We start from the raw sequence: 17,628 nt of genomic DNA, 5'->3' as shown, positions 1-17,628 counted from the left end.
AGCGCTCAACAAACCAACGTCCAACAACAAGAAGGTAACGCGACATGAAACGACTTCTCATCAGCACCCTGGCCGCCGCCTTGCTCGGCAGCACACTCAGCCTCGGTTACGCGCAGGCCGCGGACGACATCCGCCCACGCATGATCCGCTTCGGTTACGGCCTCAACGAAGACAGCAACCAGGGCAGGGCAGCCAAGCTGCTGGCCGAGGAGGTGGCCAAGGCCTCGGGCGGCAAGCTGAAGGTGCGCACCTTCGCCTCCGCCAGCCTCGGTTCGGACGACCAGATGCAGAACGCACTGATCGGCGGCGCGCAGGAGATGATGGTTGGCTCGACCGCGACGCTGGTCGGCATCAGCAAGGAGATGGCGGTGTGGGATACGCCGTTCCTGTTCACCGATCCGCGTCAGGCCGATCAGGTACTGGACGGCCCGGTCGGTCGGCAGGTGATGGACAAGCTCGAGGAGAAAGGCCTGGTCGGACTGGTGTACTGGGAAAATGGGTTTCGCAACGTGACCAATAGCGCCCGGCCGATCGAAAAGTACGAAGACTTCAACGGAATCAAGCTGCGCGTGATGCCCAATCCGGTGTTCATCGACACCTTCAAGCGCATGGGCGCCAATGCGGTGCCGCTGCCGTTCTCCGAGCTGTTCACCGCGCTGGAAACCAAGGCAGTCGACGGCCAGGAAAACCCCTACAACACCATCCTCTCGTCCAAGTTCTATGAGGTGCAGAAGTACCTGAGCGTGACCAATCACGTCTACAGCCCCTGGATCGTCACGGTGTCCAAGCGCTGGTGGGACGGGCTGTCCGCGACCGAGCAGGGCATCCTCATGGACGCTGCGGAAAAGGCCCGCGATGCCGAGCGCGAGGACACCCGTCGCGAGGCCAGTCAGGCGCTGGCGGCGCTGAAGGAACGTGGCATGCAGATCAACGAGGTCAGTCCCGAGGAAATCCAGCGCATGCGTGAGCAGGCGCAGCCGGCGATCCAGACGGTGATCGATGCGGTCGGCCAGGACCTGTTCGATCAGGTGCAGGCCGAAGTGGAGAAAGCGTCCCAGTAGGGTGCTGCCTTCCATACCGCTGATAGAATTCGCCGCCTTCAGATGCTGGATTGATCATGACCACACGCCGACGCCGCTCTGCCGAGCGGGTAACCCTCTCGGATGTCGCACGTAGCGCCGGCTGCTCGCTGATGTCGGCATCCCGCGCGCTGTCGCAACCGGATCTGGTTTCCGATGCATTGCGTGAGCGTGTCGAGCAGGCGGTCAAGGCGCTCGGCTATGTGCCGCATCCGGCGGCGCGCAGCCTGGCCAGTTCGCGCTCCAATCTGGTGGCGGTGATCATCCCCTCGCTGTCCAACGCGGTGTTCGTCGACACCGTCGAGGCCATCCAGCGAGTGCTGATGCCGGCGGGTTACGAAATGATGATCGGCGTCAGCCACTATCGGCCCGAAGAGGACGAACGGCTGCTGCGCGCCTATCTGGCCCATCAGCCGGCCGGCCTGCTGATCACCGGGTTCGAGCGCAGCGATGCCGCCCGTGCAGTGCTGGCCAACTACACCGCACCGATGGTTACGCTGATGGAGCTGAGCGAGCGGCCGGATGACTATTGCGTCGGCTTCTCGCAACTGGAAGCTGGCGTCGCCATGACCCGCACCTTGCTCGAGCGCGGTTACCGCCACGTCGCATTCGCCGCCGCTCAGCTGGACCCGCGCACCCTGCAACGCGCCGAAGGCTACCGTCAGGCCATGCGCCAGGCGAGTCGCTATGAGCCAACTCTGGAATTGCTGACGCCGCAGCTGTCGTCCATCGGCCTCGGCGCGGAGTTGCTGGATCGGCTGCTGGCGCAGCATTCGCAGATCGACGCGGTGTTCTTCAACAACGATGACCTGGCCCTTGGCGCCCTGTTTCGCGCCCATCAGCTGGGGCTCGAAGTGCCGGGGCGGCTGGCGATTGCCGGTTTCAATGACCTGCCGGCGGCGGCCTGGATGCATCCGGCGCTGAGCACCGTGCGCACCCGCCGCGGCGAGATCGGCGAGCTGGCGGCGCAGATGCTGCTGAGCCTGATGCGAGGTCAGCAGCCTGCCGAGCGTTGTATCGATGTAGGTTTCGAAGTGGTGATGCGCGACAGCGCCTGAGGCGGGCTTTCACCCGCCAGCGCGTCAGAGATCCTGCTGCGCGGTGACCTGCTGCGCGATCTCGATCATCTGCTCGCGCATCCAGCGGTTGGCCGGGTCCTGATCGGTGCTTTCATGCCAATAGATGTGGGTTTCCAGCGGCATGATGTCTACCGGCAGATCGACCTGGTGCAGGTTGTGCCGCCGGGCGAAACGCTCGGGAACGGTCACCGCCATGTCGGTCTGGTCGATCACCTGGGTCGCCATCAGGTAGTGCTGCGAGCGCAGGGCGATCTTGCGCTGCAGGCCCATCTTGCCCAATGCCAGGTCCACCAGACCGAGCCCGCTGCGGCGGCTGGAAATGTGGATGTGCGACAGCGACAGGTATTGCTCCAGGGTGAGCTTGTCCTTGGCCAGCGGGTGGCCGCGGCGCATGGCGCAGATGTAACGGTCTTCCAGCAGCTTGACGTGACGCACCTGCGGGTCGGTGTTGAGTGGCGCGTCCATGGCGAAGTCCAGGCGGCCGGCGGCCAGTTCCTTGGTCGTCTCGCGGCGCTTGGCCAGCATGCTCTCGATCTTCACGTTCGGTGCCAGGCGGCGCAGGCGCTGGAACAGCGGCGGCAGCATCACCGCCTCGGTGAGGTCGGTCATGCTGATGCGGAACGTCTTGTTTGCCTGCGCCGGGCTGAAGGTGCGGCTTTCCTGCACCGATACCCGCAGCAGCTGCAGCGCATTGCGCACCGGGCCGATGATGTTCTGCGCCATCGGCGTCGGCACCATGCCCTGGGCGGTGCGCACGAACAGCGGATCGTTGAACGTCTCGCGCAAGCGGGCAAGGGCGTTGGAAACAGCGGGCTGGGTGATGCCGACGATCTGCCCGGCACGGGTCAGGTTGGCCTCGGTGTAGATGGCATCGAAGACGATGAAAAGATTCAGATCGACCTTGTTAAGGTTCATTGTTGTGCTCTCCGGCGTGTATCGGAATTCGCCGATCATATATCGGTGATGAATGTTTATACACGAGGAAAATAGCTTCGATAAATCGCTGGGCCTCCTCTAGCATTCAAAACTACAAAACATTACCTGCCAGAAGGTTGTCGCCCATGAATTTCGCCTACTCCCCGAAGGTTCAAGAGCTGAGAGAGCGCGTGCAAGCGTTCATGGATGCTCATGTCTATCCCGCCGAAAAGGTGTTCTACCAGCAGGTCGCCGAGGGTGACCGCTGGCAGCCGACCGCTATCGTCGAGGAGCTCAAGGCCAAGGCCAAGGCGGAGGGGCTGTGGAATCTGTTCCTGCCAGAATCGGAACTGGGCGCCGGCCTGACCAACACCGAATACGCACCGCTGGCGGAAATCATGGGCAGCTCGGGTCTAGGCCCGGAAGCGTTCAACTGCTCGGCGCCGGATACCGGCAACATGGAAGTGCTGGTGCGCTACGGCAGCGAGGCGCAGAAGCGCGAGTGGCTGGAACCGTTGCTGCGCGGCGAAATCCGTTCGGCCTTCGGCATGACCGAGCCCGGCGTGGCCTCGTCCGATGCCACCAACATGGAAGCCCGCGCGGTGCGCGAGGGCGACGAGTGGGTCATCAACGGTCGCAAATGGTGGACCTCCGGTGCCTGCGACCCGCGCTGCAAGATCATGATCTTCATGGGCCTAACCAACCCTGACGCGCCGCGCCATGCCCAGCACTCGATGATCCTGGTGCCGATGGATACCCCCGGCGTGAAGGTGCTGCGCCCGCTGCCGGTGTTCGGCTACGACGACGCCCCGCACGGCCACGCGGAAGTGCTGCTGGAAAACGTGCGAGTGCCCTACGAGAACGTCATTCTCGGTGAAGGCCGAGGCTTCGAGATCGCCCAGGGGCGTCTCGGCCCGGGCCGCATCCATCACTGCATGCGCTCGATCGGTGTCGCGGAACGCGCACTGAAGCTGATGTGCGAACGTGCCGTCAGCCGTACCGCCTTCGGCAAGCCGCTGGCCCGGCTGGGCGCGAACTTCGACCACATCGCCGAGTGCCGCATCGAGATCAACATGGCGCGCCTGCTGACGCTGAACGCGGCGTACATGATGGATACCGTAGGCAACAAGATCGCCGCCAGCGAGATCGCACAGATCAAGGTGGTCGCACCCAACGTGGCGCTGAAGGTCATCGACCGCGCCATCCAGATCCACGGTGGCGCGGGTGTTTCCGAGGACTTCCCGCTGGCGCACTGGTGGGCGATGCAGCGTACCCTGCGCCTGGCCGATGGTCCGGACGAGGTGCATCGGGTGGCCATTGCTCGTCACGAGCTTGGCAAGTACGTGCCGCGCGAGGCGCTGCGCAGCCGCTAAGGCGTCGTCCCGGGGAAAGGACCAAAGGCAAAGCCACGCACCGTGGCTTTGCCTTTTTTATGACCGTTTGCCTGTGACCGAGCGCTGCGCCTCAGGAGGCGACCGGCGTCAGCTCCGGTGGTGTCTGCCCGCCGTAGGTGCTGGCCACCAGCTCCCGATAGCGCCGATAGGCCTGCTCATAGGCCCGGACCGACTCGGCGACCGGCGCGACCGCGGTGTCTTCGTCCAGGCTGACGCAGCGCGAGCAGATGGCTTGGAGGCTGGCTTCGGGATCCTGCTGTCGCGCATGGCACCATGCCGCCTGGATCGCGCCGCCCAGCGCCGCGGCCTCGCTGTGGCGGGTGCAGACTACCGGCGTGGCCATCATGTCGGCGACGATCTGCCGCCACAGCGGATTCTTCGCGCCGCCGCCGATGAGCTGGATCCGCTCGCTGCGAATGCCGCTTTCGCGCAGCAGGTCCAGCCCGTAGCGCAGACCGAAGGTCACGCCTTCGAGCACGGCGCGGCAGAGGTTGGCGCGGCTCAGGTTGTCGGCGGTCAGGCCGTGCAGGCTGGCGCTGGCCTGGGGCAGGGCGGGGACGCGCTCACCGTTGAGAAATGGCAGCATGGTGACGCCCTCGCAGCCGATCGGCGCCTGCGCCACCAGCGCGTTGAACGCATCGAGGTCCAGCTCCAGCAGGTCGCGAATCGCCGCGTTGGCGTTGGTCAGGTTCATGGTGCAGATCAGCGGCAGCCAGCCCCCGCTGGACGAGCAGAACGTCGCGCCTGATGGCTGCGGACTGACCCGAGGTTCCCCGGAGAACGCGTAGAGCGTGCCAGAGGTTCCCAGGCTCATGGTGATCGCGCCGGGGCGGATGTTGTCGGTGCCGATGGCGCCCATCATGTTGTCGCCACCGCCGCTCGCGACGATGGCCTGGGAGTTCAGGCCCAGCCGGACGGCAAGTTCGGGGCGTAGCCGGCCGACCGGCTGATGGGGTTCGATCAGCTCCGGCAGCGCCGCCTCCAGACGGCCGCTGGGATCGACATACCGCAGGATGTCGAACGCCCACTGCCGGGTGCGCACATCGAGATAGCCGGTGCCGGAGGCGTCGCCGTATTCGCTTACGCAACGCCCGGTCAGCCAGTAATTGAGGTAGTCGTGGGGTAGCAGGATATGGGCGATGCGAGCGAACAGCGCGGGGTGCTGCTCCTTCATCCACAGCAGCTTGGACACCGTGTAGCCCGGTGCGATGACGATACCGAGGCGTTGCAGCGAACCCTGTTGACCGCCCAGCCAGTCGAGCAGGTGCTGATTCTCCGTAGCCGACTCCGTGTCGCACCAGAGCTTGGCCGGGCGCAACACGCGGCCCGCGGCATCGAGCGTAACCAAGCCATGCTGCTGCCCGGATACACCAATGCCCAGCACGGCATCGCCGTCGACTCCGGCCTCGGCGAGTGCCGCGGCGGTAGCGCTGGCGAAAGCGGCGGTCCACTGCTCGGTGTCCTGCTCGCGCCGGCCATTGGGTCCGCTGATCAAATCGTGGCCGGCCGAGCCCTGGCCGAGCACGCGCCCGTTATTGGCGTCGAGCAACAGCGCCTTGGTGCCCTGGGTGCCACAATCGATTCCGAGAAACATGCCGGGTCCCTCACTGCGTCAGCAACAGATCAAGGGTGCCGCTGACCCCCAGCGTGCGCAGCCGCAGCAGGTTGCGCTCGAAGGCATCGCGGAAGGCGAGCGAACGCGGAATCTGCGTGCCGAAGATCTCTCCGCGCCCCAGCAGGCGTTCAGTGAGGCCGTCGTCCTCCGCGACAAGGGACTGGCAGAAATTCGCGCGCGGATCGGGGATGCGGTACCGCTCGCCGTTTTCATCGACGCCCTGCAGATACAGCGCCCAGGCGGCGACCACCAGGGCGGCCCGGTCCAGGGCGGCGTTATCGGCGATCAGGCGGTTGATGGTCGGCACGGTGAACTTGGGAAACTTCGACGAGCCGTCGGAGCACACCCGCTCCAGCTGGTCGGCGATGGCGCAGTTGGAGAAGCGCTCAATCAGGGTCTGCTTGTAGCGAGCGAGATCGATGCCGGGCACGGGAGCCAGTTGTGGAGTGACGTCCTCGTCCATGTAGCGGCGGATGTACTCGACGAACAGCGGATCGGCCATGGTTTCGTGGACGAAGCGATAACCGCGCAGGAAGCCCAGGTAGGTCAGCGCGAGGTGGCTGCCATTGAGCAGCTTGATCTTCATCTCCTCGTAGGGCGAGACGTCGTCGGTGAACTGCACGCCGACCTTTTCCCAGGCCGGCCGGCCGGCGACGAAGCGGTCTTCCAGTACCCATTGCACGAAGGGTTCGCAGACCACCGGCCAGGCGTCATCGAGGCCGTGCTGACGCTCCAGGTCCTGGCGATGGGTCGCGCTGGTCATGGGCGTGATGCGGTCGACCATGGCGTTGGGGAAGCTGACGTTGCGCTCGATCCAGCCGGCCAGGTCGGCATCGACCAGGCCGGCGAAGGCCAGCGTGGCCTTGCGGGTCACGTCGCCGTTGTGGGGGAGGTTGTCGCAGGACATCACAGTGAAGGGCCCAACGCCGTCGCCGCGGCGCTTGGCCAGGGCCGCGCAGAGCAAGCCAAACACGCTGACCGGGCTGAGCGGGTGCTGCAGGTCATGTTGAATCTGGGGCAGTTGTGCATTGAACTGGCCGGTGCTGTCGTCCAGGCAATAGCCGCCCTCGGTGATGGTCAGCGAGACGATGCGAATCGCCGGATCGGCCAGGCGGGCAACCACCGCCTCGGCACCATCCTCGCCCACCAACAGCATGTCGCGAATGCTGCCGATCACCCGGACCTCGGTGTCAGGCCGGTCGTCGAGCTCGACCAGGGTGTAGAGGTAGTCTTGCGCGGCCAGTGCGTCGCGCATCGAGCGTTCCTCGGCGCGTGTGCCGATGCCGCAGATGCCCCATTCCAGCCCCTCGCCGGTGTTCATCAGTGCATCGGTGTAGGCCGCCTGATGGGCGCGGTGAAAACCGCCCACGCCGATATGGGCGATGCCGGTGGTGACCTCGGCCAGGCGGTAATCGGGGCGCGCGATAGGGCCCGGCAGCTGTGGCAGATTCGCTTCGTTCAACTTCATCTCGGGCCTCGCTGGGCTTGAATGTGGAAAAGCCGGGGGCCGGATCGCTGCCATTGCAGGCGCAGCGATCTGCCGGTAAGTCAGGGCTCGGGCGGCTATGGGGCCGTCAGGCCGCCTGCTGCAGCGACTGGCCGACCGCAACGCCATTGCTGTCGAAGAGGTGGCAATGGTCGGCTTCCAATGTCAGCGACAGCGATTCGCCATAGCGCGGGGTGAAGTCGCCGCGGATGCGCATGGTCAGCTGCTCGCCGTCGCCGGTGACCACGTGACAGTAGGTGTCGCTGCCCAGCCGCTCGCTTACGTCGGCCTTCACGGTCAACTGGCAGTTGCCTTCGCTGCCACGGTTGAGGTGTTCCGGGCGGATGCCGAGGGTGACCGGATCGCCCGTCTTCAGCGTGGCGCCGCTCACCGGCAGGAACAGACGGCAACCGGCGTCGAGCTCGACTTCGCAGCCGCTGGCTTCGACACGGCTTGCGCGGCCTTTGAGAAAGCCCATCTTCGGTGTGCCGAGAAAGCCCGCGACGAAGAGGTTGGCGGGATTGTGATAGAGCTCCATGGGTGAACCCACCTGCTCGATGCGTCCTCCATTGAGTACCACCACCTTGTCCGCAAGGGTCATGGCTTCGACCTGGTCGTGAGTCACGTAGATCATCGTCGCCTGCAGCTCCTGGTGCAGGCGCGACAGCTCCAGACGCATCTGCACGCGCAGCGCGGCATCGAGGTTGGACAGCGGCTCGTCGAACAGGAAGACCTTGGGGTTACGCACGATAGCGCGGCCAATGGAGACACGCTGGCGCTGGCCGCCGGACAGTTGTCGCGGCTTGCGTTCGAGCAGCGGTTCCAGCTCCAGGGTGCGGGCGGCTGCCTCGATCTTGCGCGCTACTTCCTGTTTGTCCGCGCCGGCGAGATCCAGGGCGAAGGACATGTTCTTGCGCACCGTCATGTGCGGATAGAGCGCGTAGGTCTGGAAAACCATGGCCAGGTCGCGTTTGGCCGGGCTGACATCGGTGATGTCGCGCCCGTCCAGTTCGATCCGGCCGCTGCTGACCTCCTCGAGCCCGGCGATCAGGCGCAGCAGGGTGGACTTGCCGCAGCCGGATGGGCCAACAAAGACCACGAATTCTCGATCACGAATGTCCAGGTCTATGCCTTTGATGATGTCGTTGCCGTCGAAGCTTTTCTTCAGGTTGTGGACTTTCAGGTCTGCCATGTTCGGAATCCTCTGTTGTTCTTCTCAGCTCAGCGGCGTTATTTCACGGCGCCGAACGACAGGCCGCGCACCAGCTGCTTCTGGCTGATCCAGCCGAAAATCAGGATGGGAGCGCAGGCGAGGGTGGATACGGCCGAAAGCTTGGCCCAGAACAGGCCTTCCGGGCTGGAGTAGGACGCGATCAGGGCGGTCAGCGGCGCAGCATTGGAAGAGGTCAGGTTCAGCGACCAGAAGGCCTCGTTCCAGCACAGGATCAGCGACAGCAGCATGGTCGAGGCCAGCCCGCCCTTGCTGATTGGCAGGAGCACGCGAACCATTTCCTGCATCAAGGTTGCGCCGTCCATACGTGCCGCTTCGAGGATGTCGCGCGGGATGTCCTTGAAGTAGGTGTAAATCATCCACACCAGAATCGGCAGGTTGATCAGCGTGTAGATGATGATCAGCACTGTGCGGCTGTCCAGCATGCCGAACTGCTTGGCCAGCAGGTAGATCGGCACCAGCACGCCCACCGGCGGCAGCATCTTGGTCGAGAGCATCCACAACAGCGTGCCTTTGGTGCGCTTGGTCTCGTAGAAGGCCATCGAGTAGGCCGCAGGTATCGCAATCAGCATGCCCAGGGCCGTGGCGCCGAAGGAGATGGTCACCGAGTTCCAGGCGTACTTGAAGTAGCCGCTGCGGTCCTGAATCTGCAGGTAGTTCTCCAGCGTCGGCGTGAAGATGAACTGCGGCGGTGTGGCGAAGGCGTCGATCTCGGTCTTCAGGCTGGTCAGCAGCATCCAGAAGATCGGGAAGAACAGCAGCAGCGCCACGGCCCAGGCGAGCACCCCGACTACCAGGGTATTGAGGCGGCGACTTTGTTTGAGCGTCAGCATCGGTCCGTCCTCAATATTTTTCGGTGAGATTCTTGCCGAGCATCCGCACCAGGATGATCGCCGCGATGTTGGCGATCACCACCGCAATCAGGCCGCCGGCCGAGGCCATGCCGACATCGAACTGCAGCAGCGCCTGGTTGTAGATCAGGTAGGCGAGGTTGGTGGATGCGTAGCCGGGACCACCGCTGGTAGTGGTGAAGATCTCGGCGAATACCGAAAGCAGGAAGATGGTCTCGATCATCACCACCACGGCGATTGGCCGTGCCAGGTGGGGCAAGGTCAGGTGCCAGAAGATCGCGATGGGGCCGGCACCATCGAGGCGAGCGGCTTCCTTCTGTTCCTGATCGAGAGACTGCATGGCCGTCATCAGGATCAGAATCGCGAAGGGCAGCCACTGCCAGGACACGATGATCACGATGGACGCCAGCGGATGCTGTGCGAGCCAGTCCACCGGCTGTGCGCCGAAGAACCTCCACACCGCCGCGAGAATGCCCGAGACCGGGTGATAGATGAGGTTCTTCCAGACCAGCGCGCTCACGGTCGGCATGATGAAGAACGGCGAGATCAGAAGCACGCGTACAATCCCGCGCCCTGCGAAGTCAGCCGCCTCCAGCAGGGCAGAGATGAGCACGCCGAGCACGACGCTGATCAGCAACACGCTGCCCACCAGGATCAGTGTGTTGGTCATGCCCGGCATGAAGCCGGCATCGGTCAGGAAGTAATGGAAGTTCTCCAGCCCGACGAAATCGTTCTCACCGGGATAGAGCAGGTTGTAGCGGATCACCGAGAAGTAGACGGTCATCGACAGCGGAACCAGCATCCACAGCAGCAACAGCGCAACGGACGGGCTGACGAGGAACCAGCTGGGGCCAAAGCGGCGCGGCTTTCGCTCGCTCGGCTCGCTTGCCGTGTCGGTGACAGACGCCTTGGGCAAGGCTGTGGATGAGGTGGCCATGGGTGTGCTCCGGCTGAAAGAAGGCCATGAGGGCTCGGGCGAGCCCTTTCCGGTGTTCACCTTCGATTAGGAAGGGACGATGCCTGCTTGGGGCGCTTACTTGGGATAGCCGGCGCGCTTCATCTCGCGCGTGGTCGACTGCTGCACAGCGGTCAGCATCTGCTCGACTGGCATCTGTCCGGTAAGCGCCGCGGAGAACATCTTGCCGACCTGAGTGCCGATAGCCTGGAATTCCGGAATGGTCACCAGCTGGATGCCCACGTAGGGCACGGGTTTGGCGGAAGGCGAGGCGGGATCGGCCTGCTTCAGCGATTCCAGTGTGATTTTGGCAAAGGGTGCGGCGGCCATGTACTCGTCGCTGTAGGTGGACTCACGAGTACCCGGTGGCACGTTGGTAACGCCATCTGTTTCGGCAACGAGCTTGGCGTAGTCCTTCGATGTTGCCCAAGCGGTGAAGAGCTTGGCGGCTTCTTTCTGCTGCGAGCTGGTAGGGATCGCCAGTGCCCAAGAGTACAACCAGGCCGAACCTTTATCGGTCTCTTCCTGCGGAGCGAAGGTGAAGCCCACTTTGTCGGCGACCTTGCTCTGCGATACATCGGTCACGAAGGAGCCGGCAACGGTCGCATCGACCCACATGGCGCATTTGCCGCTGTTGAACAGCGCCAGGTTTTCGTTGAAGCCATTGCTGGAGGCGCCGGGCGGGCCGTACTTGCTCAGCAGATCCACATAGAAGTTGGCCGCCTTGGTCCACTCCGGGCCATCGAACTCGGGTTGCCACTTCTCATCGAACCAGCGTGCGCCGAATGAGTTGGCGACTGTGGTCACCAGTGCCATGTTCTCACCCCAGCCGGCCTTGCCGCGCAGGCACATGCCGTACTGGTCTTCACCGGGCTTGTGTAGCTTCTCGGCGTACTCGGCCATCTGAGTCCAGGTGGGATGTTCAGGCATCTGCAGACCGGCCTGTTCGAACAGGTCGGTACGGTAGTAGGTCATCGAGCTTTCGGCATAAAACGGCAGCGCGTAGAGCGTCCCGTCTACCGACAGGCCCTCGCGTACCGAGGGGAAGATGTCGTCCAGATCGTAGCCATCGGGAAGGTCCTTCATCGGAGCCAGCCAACCCTTGTCGCCCCACAGAGACGCTTCGTACATGCCGATGGTGAGCACGTCGAACTGGCCGCCCTGGGTGGCGATATCGGTGGTCAGGCGTTGGCGCAGCACGTTCTCTTCGAGCACCACCCAGTTGAGCTTGATATCGGGATTCTGCTGTTCGAAGGTCTTGGAGAGGCGCTGCATGCGGATCATGTCCGCGTTATTGACGGTGGCAACGGTGAGGGTTTCGGCGGCCTGGGCCAGCGCAATCGAGGCCATGCAGGCGGTACCGAGCAGCAAGCTGAATGCTTTCATTCGTGGACTCCTCTTCCAGATCAGGGCCTGGAAGCACTTATTGTTTTTGTTGTTACCCGCGTACTGCGCTACGAGCGTCTGGCAGGCATTACAACGCCGGCAGTGGCTGCGCGACAAAGCCGTGACTGCACTCGCTTCGATACTTTTTTGCACTCGCTTGACCGCAGTGGGCTGCCCGCAGCGGCACCGTCCAGACCTGTCGCAGGGGCTCAAGAGCGAGGCTTTGCCACGATCATAAAGACGCGAGTAGAGCAGCGGGCGAGGAAGAGGGCGCTCGAGCCAGCCGGCCGGAAGCGTATCAGCTGGCCAGGTTCTGCTCGGTCAGGCGTTGTTCGACGAGGCGCCGATAGCGCGATGGGGTCATGCCCTTGAGCTGCTGGAAGCGGCGATTGAAATTGGACAGGTTGTTGAAACCCGATTCGAAGCAGACATCCGTGACCGGCTTGTCCTGATCGAGCAGCAGTTCGCATGACTTGCTGATGCGCAGGCTATTGACGAACTCGACGTAGCAGCGCCCGGTGGCGCGCTTGAAGAAGCGCGAGAAGTAGGTGGGTTTCATGCCGAGATGGCTGGCGACTTCCTCCAGCGGCAGCTCGCGCATGTAGTGTTCGAAGATGTAGTTGACCGCCATGTTGGTCCGGTCGGCCTGCTGCTCGTCGCTCAACTGTGCCGAGGTGGCGCCGGAGAGCAACTGGTAGTCGTCGCATCTGGCAAGCAGCTCGAGCATGATCAGGAAATAGCCGAGGCGGGTGGCGCCGCGGCTGTCGGCGATCTGCTGCATCAGCTGGCGTGCCTGGGCGATGGTCTGCGGACAGCGAAACTCGATGCCGTAGCGCGAGCGTTCGAGCATCGGCGTGAAGGTCCGCAGCTCGGAGAAGACAGCGTGGCCCGCTTCGAGCATCTCGTCCGTGAAGTTGACCAGCATGTCGCGTTTGGCCACGACCTCGCCGTCCTCGACCTGGCTGATCCAGTTGTGCGGCAGGTGCGGGCCGGTGAGGAACAGGCTGTCCGGGCCAAAATTGCCTACGTAGTCGCCGACGAACACCTTGCCGGAGCTGGCGACGATCAGATGCAGCTCGTATTCCTTGTGGTTGTGCCAGCGCACCAGCGGGCAGGGGAACCCGTGCTCGCGATAGATCAGCGAGTTGCCGTGGTGGTCGTCCATCAGCTCGTAGGACGGGTCGGTAATCTTCAACGCTCTCATGCAGGGTCCGTTGTCGTGAAAGGCCACGAAGGGTTATAGCTGCTGAGGGCGCAACGGCCAAACCGGTCAGACAATTTCGTATCGGTAGGGCAGGTCCGGACCACGCCGGGAACAGGTGATGCCAGCGGCGCTGCTGGCGAAGGCGAGCATGGCCTGCAGTTGCGCAGGCCCCATCTGCGCGAGCCCGCGCGGCGAGTCCAGCTGCTGTTCGGCCAGGTAGGCGAGCAACGCGGCCTGGAAGGTGTCGCCGGCGCCCACGGTGTCACGCACCGTCACCGCCTGCGCTGCCACGTGCAGCTGGCCGTGCTTGCGGCTGAAGAGCTGTGCGCCGTGGGCACCGCGGGTTAGCACCACCAGTTCGGCGTGATGGTCCAGCCAGCGCTGGGCGATGCTCGCTGGCGCCATGCCCGGATAGAGCAGGGCCAGGTCCTCGTCGCTGACCTTGATGAGATGTGCGCGTTCGGCGAACGCCTCGACCCGCTCGCGCCAACGTTCGAGGCTGGGTTCGACGTTGAGGCGAATGTTCGGATCGAGTGAAATCAGGCGCTGGGCATGCTCGCGATGCAGCAAGGCCAGCAGCGTATCGGCAATCGGCGGCGTCACCAGCGAATAGGAACCGAAATGGATGCCGCGAATGCCAGCAGGCAGCGGCTGCAGCTGTTCGGTATGCAACAGGCGATCGGCACAGCCTTCGCCGCGAAAGCTGTAGACCGGACTGCCATCGGCGCCGATGGCGACCATCGCCAGGGTGGTCGGCGCATCGAAGATGGCGAGGTGCTCGGTGGCGATGCCTTCTTCCTGCAGCAGCTCTAGCAGGCGCTGACCGAAATGATCGCGGGAGAGCCCACCGAGCAGCGCGGCCTGCGCGCCCAACCGGGCCAGCCCGACGGCAACGTTGAACGGCGAGCCACCTGCAACGGCTTCCAGATGCAGACGACTGCGGCTGTCGGTCGAGGCCGCGAACACATCGAAAAGCGCTTCACCACAGATGAGGTACATGGACGATTCCTGCTGGCGGAAATCGCCCGAGCTTAAACCCGGGGCCTGCACCGGGACAGTACGCCCGCGGCTGGCAGCCGATACGATCTTGCACTCGTTTCAGTACACCCAGACTTCGACACGGCGATTCTTGATGCGGCCAGCTTCGCTATTAGATGCCACTGGAAGTTGATCGCCCAAACCGTTGATTTCCTTTACAAGGATGCCGCCACGCGCCAGTTCGCGACGCACCGCCATGGCGCGCAGCTTGGACAGCAATGCAGTCCGCGCGGGATCGTTGCGGGCGTCGCCGAAGCCGACCAGCACCGCCGCGTTCATCTGCTTGTCGTGGCTGTTGAGATAGTCGATCAAACGCTGCACATCGCGCTGGGCCTTGTTGTCCAGTTGCGCGCTGCCTTCGGCGAAGCGGAAGTTGACGGTCAGGCGTTGCGCTTCGCGTGCCAATTGCTGGTAGGCAGCGGGCATCGCCGCCTGCGCGGGCAGCCTGATCGGCGCGATGGCCTGGGCCACGTAACCGGATTTCTCGACGATCGCTTGCCCCGCAGGACTGTGCACGAACGTCAGGAACTCGCGGGTCCATTTCGTTTGCTTCTGCGGATCGGCGTAGAGGAACAGGCGCCGCGACAGGGGATAGTCTTCGGTGGCGACCAGGGCCGTGGTCGGTGGCATCGGCTGGGAATCGCCGTCGGTGATTGCCAGCGCTTTCGACTTGCCGACGGAGGCGAGACCGACGAAGCCGATGGCGCCGCTACGGCGGCTGACCGCCTGGGACAGGGCGTCGTTGGATTCATAGCGCACGGCGCTGGTGGCCAATGCCTGCCCCTGACTGTTCAGCACCAGCTCCTTGAAGGTGTCGTAGGTGCCGGACTGGTCATCACGCGCGTGCAGCTCGACGGCAACGTCCGCGCCGCCCAGCTCCCGCCAGTTGGCGATCTGCCCGGCGAACAGGTGCGCCACCTGCTCCACGCTGAGGGACTGCACCGGGTTATCGGGATGGACGATCACCGCCAGGCCATCGATGGCGATGACCTGTTCGCTCTCAGCGCTGCGCATGTCGCCCAGGGCGGCGAGGCTCTGCGCTTCGCTCTGCTTGATCGGTCGCGAAGCAGCGGCGAGGTCGGCAGTGCCGTCTTTCAGCCCGGCGAATCCGGTACCGGTGCCATGGGCTGCGACCAGCGCCTGAATGGTCTTGCCGCGCTCGTCGAGGGCGGTGACGCGCTGCTCGTTCTCCTTGCCGGCCGGGGCGATGCGGACCGACTGCAGGCCCTTGGCCTCAAACAGGCCGGCCACCAGCATCGGTGCCAGCTTGGCACCCACGGTATTAGAGCCGTGCACGCGCAGCACGGCCGATCCGTCTGGCGGGGTGGGCGGGGCGGCGAGGCTGTTGCCGGAGGCGCTGCCCAGCGTGACCAGCAGCAGGGGCAGTGCCCGATTCCAGAACCGTCCAAACACACGTGACGTCATCTCGCGACCTCCTTGTAGAAGGCCGCGAGATTAAGACGGTCCGGTTACCAATAAATGACAGCGCGGGCGGCGCTGCCGGAATTGCGCAGCGGTCGTCAGCGCAGCTCGATCCACACCGGGCAGTGGTCGGAAGGCTTCTCCATCGCGCGGATGTCGTAGTCGACGCCGCAATCGATCACGCGTTGGTGCAGCGTTGTGGTGGTCAGGATGTAGTCGATGCGCAGGCCGCGGCGCGGGTCGTCCTCGAAACCGCGGCTGCGATAGTCGAACCAGCTGAAGCGATCGACGACTTCCGGGTTGAGGGTGCGGAAGCTGTCCTGCAGCCCCCAGCCCTTCAGGCGCTCGAGCCACTCGCGCTCCTCGGGGAGAAAGCTGCATTTGCCGGTGCGCAGCCAGCGCTTGGCGTTCACTTCGCCGATGCCGATGTCGCAGTCCTGCGGGGAGATATTGAAGTCGCCCATCAGCGCGAGCGATTCCTCGGGGCGGAACTGCTGTTCGAGCAACGCCTGCAGGTCGGCGTAAAACTTGGTCTTGGCGGGAAACTTCACCGGATGGGCGCGGCTTTCGCCCTGGGGAAAGTAGCCGTTCATCACGGTAACCGGCTCGCCATTCGCGTCGGCGAACCGGCCCCAGATAAAGCGCTTCTGCGACTCCTCGCCATCGCTGGGAAAGCCCTTATGGATCTCCAGCGGTGCCTGGCGCGAGAGCAGGGCGACGCCGTAGTGGCCTTTCTGCCCGTGATAGTGGACGTGGTAGCCGAGTGCTTCGATCTCCGCCTGGGGAAACTGTTCGTCAGAAACCTTGGTTTCCTGAAGGCCGATGACGTCCGGCTGGTGCTTTTCAATGATCGCAGAAAGCTGATGAGGTCTTGCGCGTAATCCATTGATATTGAAGGAAACGATTTTCATGGGATTCCGTGAAGGCTGGCTGAGGCTCAAGGGGGAAGAACACCCGGCGCGGCGCTGCCGATGCCGATCTGTCGTGGGCAAAGAACGCCGATTCTAGAGCCGTGCTGCCGTGCATACCAAGTTTCGCGCTGAAACGGACAGCAACGGCATTGTCTTTGGAGCAGCATGAACGGCAGGTGCTCCGGCGGCGTGGCGGGGCGGGCGAAGCGCTGCTAAGTTGCAAGCATCCTTCTGGAAAAAGCCGAGAGTTGCCATGCCGATGTCTGCCGAGGTTCGCACGCTCGATAGTGGTTATGACCGCGAAACCCGTTCGCTGCTGTATCACGCATACCGTCACGAACCGACCTTTGCCTACTTGTTCGAGGCGGACCGGCCCGGCTATCAGCAGCGCGTGCGCGCGACCGTGCGGGAGCTGGTAAACCAGCATTTCCTGCAGCAGCAACCAGCACTCGGGCTGTTGCTGGACGATCGGCTGATAGCCGTCGCGCTGATCGCGCCGCCGCTACGGCGGCTGGATGTCACCGAAAGCTGGGCCTGGCGCGCGCGCATGCTGCTGACCGCCGGGTTCCGTTGCACCAGGCGCTATCTGGACTACCACGCGGCGGTACTGGCGTGTCTGCCGACCGGCGCGGTGCATCTGCTGCCGTTGCTCGGTGTGCATCCGCAGTTTCAGGGGCAGCAATATGGTGAGCAGCTGCTGCAGGCGGTGCACGAGTGGTGCGCCGAGGATGAAACCTCCCAGGGGCTGGTGATCGATACCGGCAACCCACGCTACCTGAATTTCTACCAGCGGCAGGGCTACGAGGAGATCGGCCAGATCGCCGTCGGCCCGGTGGTCGAGCACATCTTCTTTCATCCGGCGCCCAGGCGGATGGAAGCGGCGCGTTAGGTGTGGCCGAATTTTATCCGGGCGGGCCAGTCTGACTGGTCTGAAGCCACGCGATGTCAGCCGATGCCCGCCCCGCCGCAAGATCGCCTTACACACTGTCTAGCCCGCACGTTCGGGCTTGCTCGGAAACACGTGCTAGCATCGCTGGCCATGTGCAAATCGAACCGAATCGG

Annotated in this window: 15 protein-coding genes; 4 read left to right on the top strand and 11 right to left on the bottom strand. The window is 63.9% G+C overall.

Translation table 11 applies throughout. The features are described from left to right. Positions 1-44 precede the first annotated feature (44 nt). Entirely contained in the window at positions 45-1,061 is a 1,017-nt protein-coding gene (locus tag LW136_RS12350) for a TRAP transporter substrate-binding protein (RefSeq protein ID WP_234173008.1), read from the top strand. A gap of 56 nt (positions 1,062-1,117) precedes the next feature. Next, on the top strand, positions 1,118-2,137 hold the full coding sequence (gene gntR, locus LW136_RS12345) for an HTH-type transcriptional regulator GntR (RefSeq protein ID WP_234173007.1): 1,020 nt from the start codon (positions 1,118-1,120) through the stop codon (positions 2,135-2,137). A 24-nt stretch (positions 2,138-2,161) separates the two neighbouring features. Here the strand turns inward: gntR and LW136_RS12340 are convergent, their stop codons facing one another. Next, positions 2,162-3,073 carry a LysR family transcriptional regulator gene (locus LW136_RS12340; RefSeq protein WP_011913327.1) on the bottom strand — a complete coding sequence of 304 codons (912 nt, stop codon included), beginning with the start codon at positions 3,071-3,073 and terminating at the stop codon, positions 2,162-2,164. A 146-nt stretch (positions 3,074-3,219) separates the two neighbouring features. On the opposite strand from LW136_RS12340, the gene LW136_RS12335 reads away from it, so the two are divergent. Next, positions 3,220-4,446: an acyl-CoA dehydrogenase gene (locus LW136_RS12335; RefSeq protein ID WP_013982861.1), complete on the top strand. Its 1,227-nt coding sequence runs from the start codon at positions 3,220-3,222 to the stop codon at positions 4,444-4,446. Between the two features lie 91 nt (positions 4,447-4,537). On the opposite strand, the gene xylB is transcribed toward LW136_RS12335, so the two are convergent. The 10 genes from xylB to xthA all read right to left on the bottom strand — a co-directional run bounded on the left by xylB (position 4,538) and on the right by xthA (position 16,566). Next, on the bottom strand, positions 4,538-6,061 hold the full coding sequence (gene xylB / locus LW136_RS12330; RefSeq protein WP_234173006.1) for a xylulokinase: 1,524 nt from the start codon (positions 6,059-6,061) through the stop codon (positions 4,538-4,540). Between the two features lie 10 nt (positions 6,062-6,071). Continuing rightward, positions 6,072-7,550, bottom strand: coding sequence for a mannitol dehydrogenase family protein (locus LW136_RS12325; protein ID WP_234173005.1), 1,479 nt, complete (start codon positions 7,548-7,550; stop codon positions 6,072-6,074). 106 nt (positions 7,551-7,656) lie between these two features. After that, complete coding sequence (locus LW136_RS12320) at positions 7,657-8,760, bottom strand: ABC transporter ATP-binding protein (protein WP_234173004.1); 1,104 nt, start codon at positions 8,758-8,760, stop codon at positions 7,657-7,659. A 38-nt stretch (positions 8,761-8,798) separates the two neighbouring features. Continuing rightward, complete coding sequence (locus LW136_RS12315; protein WP_234173003.1) at positions 8,799-9,632, bottom strand: carbohydrate ABC transporter permease; 834 nt, start codon at positions 9,630-9,632, stop codon at positions 8,799-8,801. Between the two features lie 10 nt (positions 9,633-9,642). After that, positions 9,643-10,587: a carbohydrate ABC transporter permease gene (locus LW136_RS12310; protein WP_234173002.1), complete on the bottom strand. Its 945-nt coding sequence runs from the start codon at positions 10,585-10,587 to the stop codon at positions 9,643-9,645. 96 nt (positions 10,588-10,683) lie between these two features. Beyond that, the gene (locus LW136_RS12305; RefSeq protein ID WP_234173001.1) at positions 10,684-11,991 is read right to left on the bottom strand and encodes an ABC transporter substrate-binding protein; all 1,308 of its coding nucleotides are present in this window, start codon (positions 11,989-11,991) and stop codon (positions 10,684-10,686) included. Between the two features lie 298 nt (positions 11,992-12,289). Next, on the bottom strand, positions 12,290-13,195 hold the full coding sequence (locus LW136_RS12300; RefSeq protein ID WP_102841047.1) for an AraC family transcriptional regulator: 906 nt from the start codon (positions 13,193-13,195) through the stop codon (positions 12,290-12,292). Between the two features lie 66 nt (positions 13,196-13,261). Then, complete coding sequence (locus LW136_RS12295; protein ID WP_234173000.1) at positions 13,262-14,194, bottom strand: carbohydrate kinase family protein; 933 nt, start codon at positions 14,192-14,194, stop codon at positions 13,262-13,264. 99 nt (positions 14,195-14,293) lie between these two features. Continuing rightward, on the bottom strand, positions 14,294-15,658 hold the full coding sequence (locus tag LW136_RS12290) for a substrate-binding domain-containing protein (RefSeq protein ID WP_230357388.1): 1,365 nt from the start codon (positions 15,656-15,658) through the stop codon (positions 14,294-14,296). Between the two features lie 95 nt (positions 15,659-15,753). Further along, on the bottom strand, positions 15,754-16,566 hold the full coding sequence (gene xthA / locus LW136_RS12285) for an exodeoxyribonuclease III (RefSeq protein ID WP_234172999.1): 813 nt from the start codon (positions 16,564-16,566) through the stop codon (positions 15,754-15,756). A gap of 253 nt (positions 16,567-16,819) precedes the next feature. On the opposite strand from xthA, the gene LW136_RS12280 reads away from it, so the two are divergent. Continuing rightward, entirely contained in the window at positions 16,820-17,455 is a 636-nt protein-coding gene (locus LW136_RS12280; RefSeq protein ID WP_234172998.1) for a GNAT family N-acetyltransferase, read from the top strand. Positions 17,456-17,628 lie beyond the last annotated feature (173 nt).

It is taken from the genome of Stutzerimonas kunmingensis (assembly GCF_021432085.1).
Classification (GTDB): Bacteria; Pseudomonadota; Gammaproteobacteria; order Pseudomonadales; family Pseudomonadaceae; genus Stutzerimonas.
The sequence above is the reverse complement of the archived record's forward strand: the minus strand, read 5'-3'. Positions and strand labels throughout refer to the sequence as shown.

Bases quoted from the DNA above. Each gene is read 5' to 3' on its own strand.
- LW136_RS12350 (WP_234173008.1), top strand. From the start codon at position 45: ATGAAACGACTTCTCATCAGCACCCTGGCCGCCGCCTTGCTCGGCAGC.
- gntR (WP_234173007.1), top strand. From the start codon at position 1,118: ATGACCACACGCCGACGCCGCTCTGCCGAGCGGGTAACCCTCTCGGAT.
- LW136_RS12340 (WP_011913327.1), bottom strand. From the start codon at position 3,073: ATGAACCTTAACAAGGTCGATCTGAATCTTTTCATCGTCTTCGATGCC.
- LW136_RS12335 (WP_013982861.1), top strand. From the start codon at position 3,220: ATGAATTTCGCCTACTCCCCGAAGGTTCAAGAGCTGAGAGAGCGCGTG.
- xylB (WP_234173006.1), bottom strand. From the start codon at position 6,061: ATGTTTCTCGGAATCGATTGTGGCACCCAGGGCACCAAGGCGCTGTTG.
- LW136_RS12325 (WP_234173005.1), bottom strand. From the start codon at position 7,550: ATGAAGTTGAACGAAGCGAATCTGCCACAGCTGCCGGGCCCTATCGCG.
- LW136_RS12320 (WP_234173004.1), bottom strand. From the start codon at position 8,760: ATGGCAGACCTGAAAGTCCACAACCTGAAGAAAAGCTTCGACGGCAAC.
- LW136_RS12315 (WP_234173003.1), bottom strand. From the start codon at position 9,632: ATGCTGACGCTCAAACAAAGTCGCCGCCTCAATACCCTGGTAGTCGGG.
- LW136_RS12310 (WP_234173002.1), bottom strand. From the start codon at position 10,587: ATGGCCACCTCATCCACAGCCTTGCCCAAGGCGTCTGTCACCGACACG.
- LW136_RS12305 (WP_234173001.1), bottom strand. From the start codon at position 11,991: ATGAAAGCATTCAGCTTGCTGCTCGGTACCGCCTGCATGGCCTCGATT.
- LW136_RS12300 (WP_102841047.1), bottom strand. From the start codon at position 13,195: ATGAGAGCGTTGAAGATTACCGACCCGTCCTACGAGCTGATGGACGAC.
- LW136_RS12295 (WP_234173000.1), bottom strand. From the start codon at position 14,194: ATGTACCTCATCTGTGGTGAAGCGCTTTTCGATGTGTTCGCGGCCTCG.
- LW136_RS12290 (WP_230357388.1), bottom strand. From the start codon at position 15,658: ATGACGTCACGTGTGTTTGGACGGTTCTGGAATCGGGCACTGCCCCTG.
- xthA (WP_234172999.1), bottom strand. From the start codon at position 16,566: ATGAAAATCGTTTCCTTCAATATCAATGGATTACGCGCAAGACCTCAT.
- LW136_RS12280 (WP_234172998.1), top strand. From the start codon at position 16,820: ATGCCGATGTCTGCCGAGGTTCGCACGCTCGATAGTGGTTATGACCGC.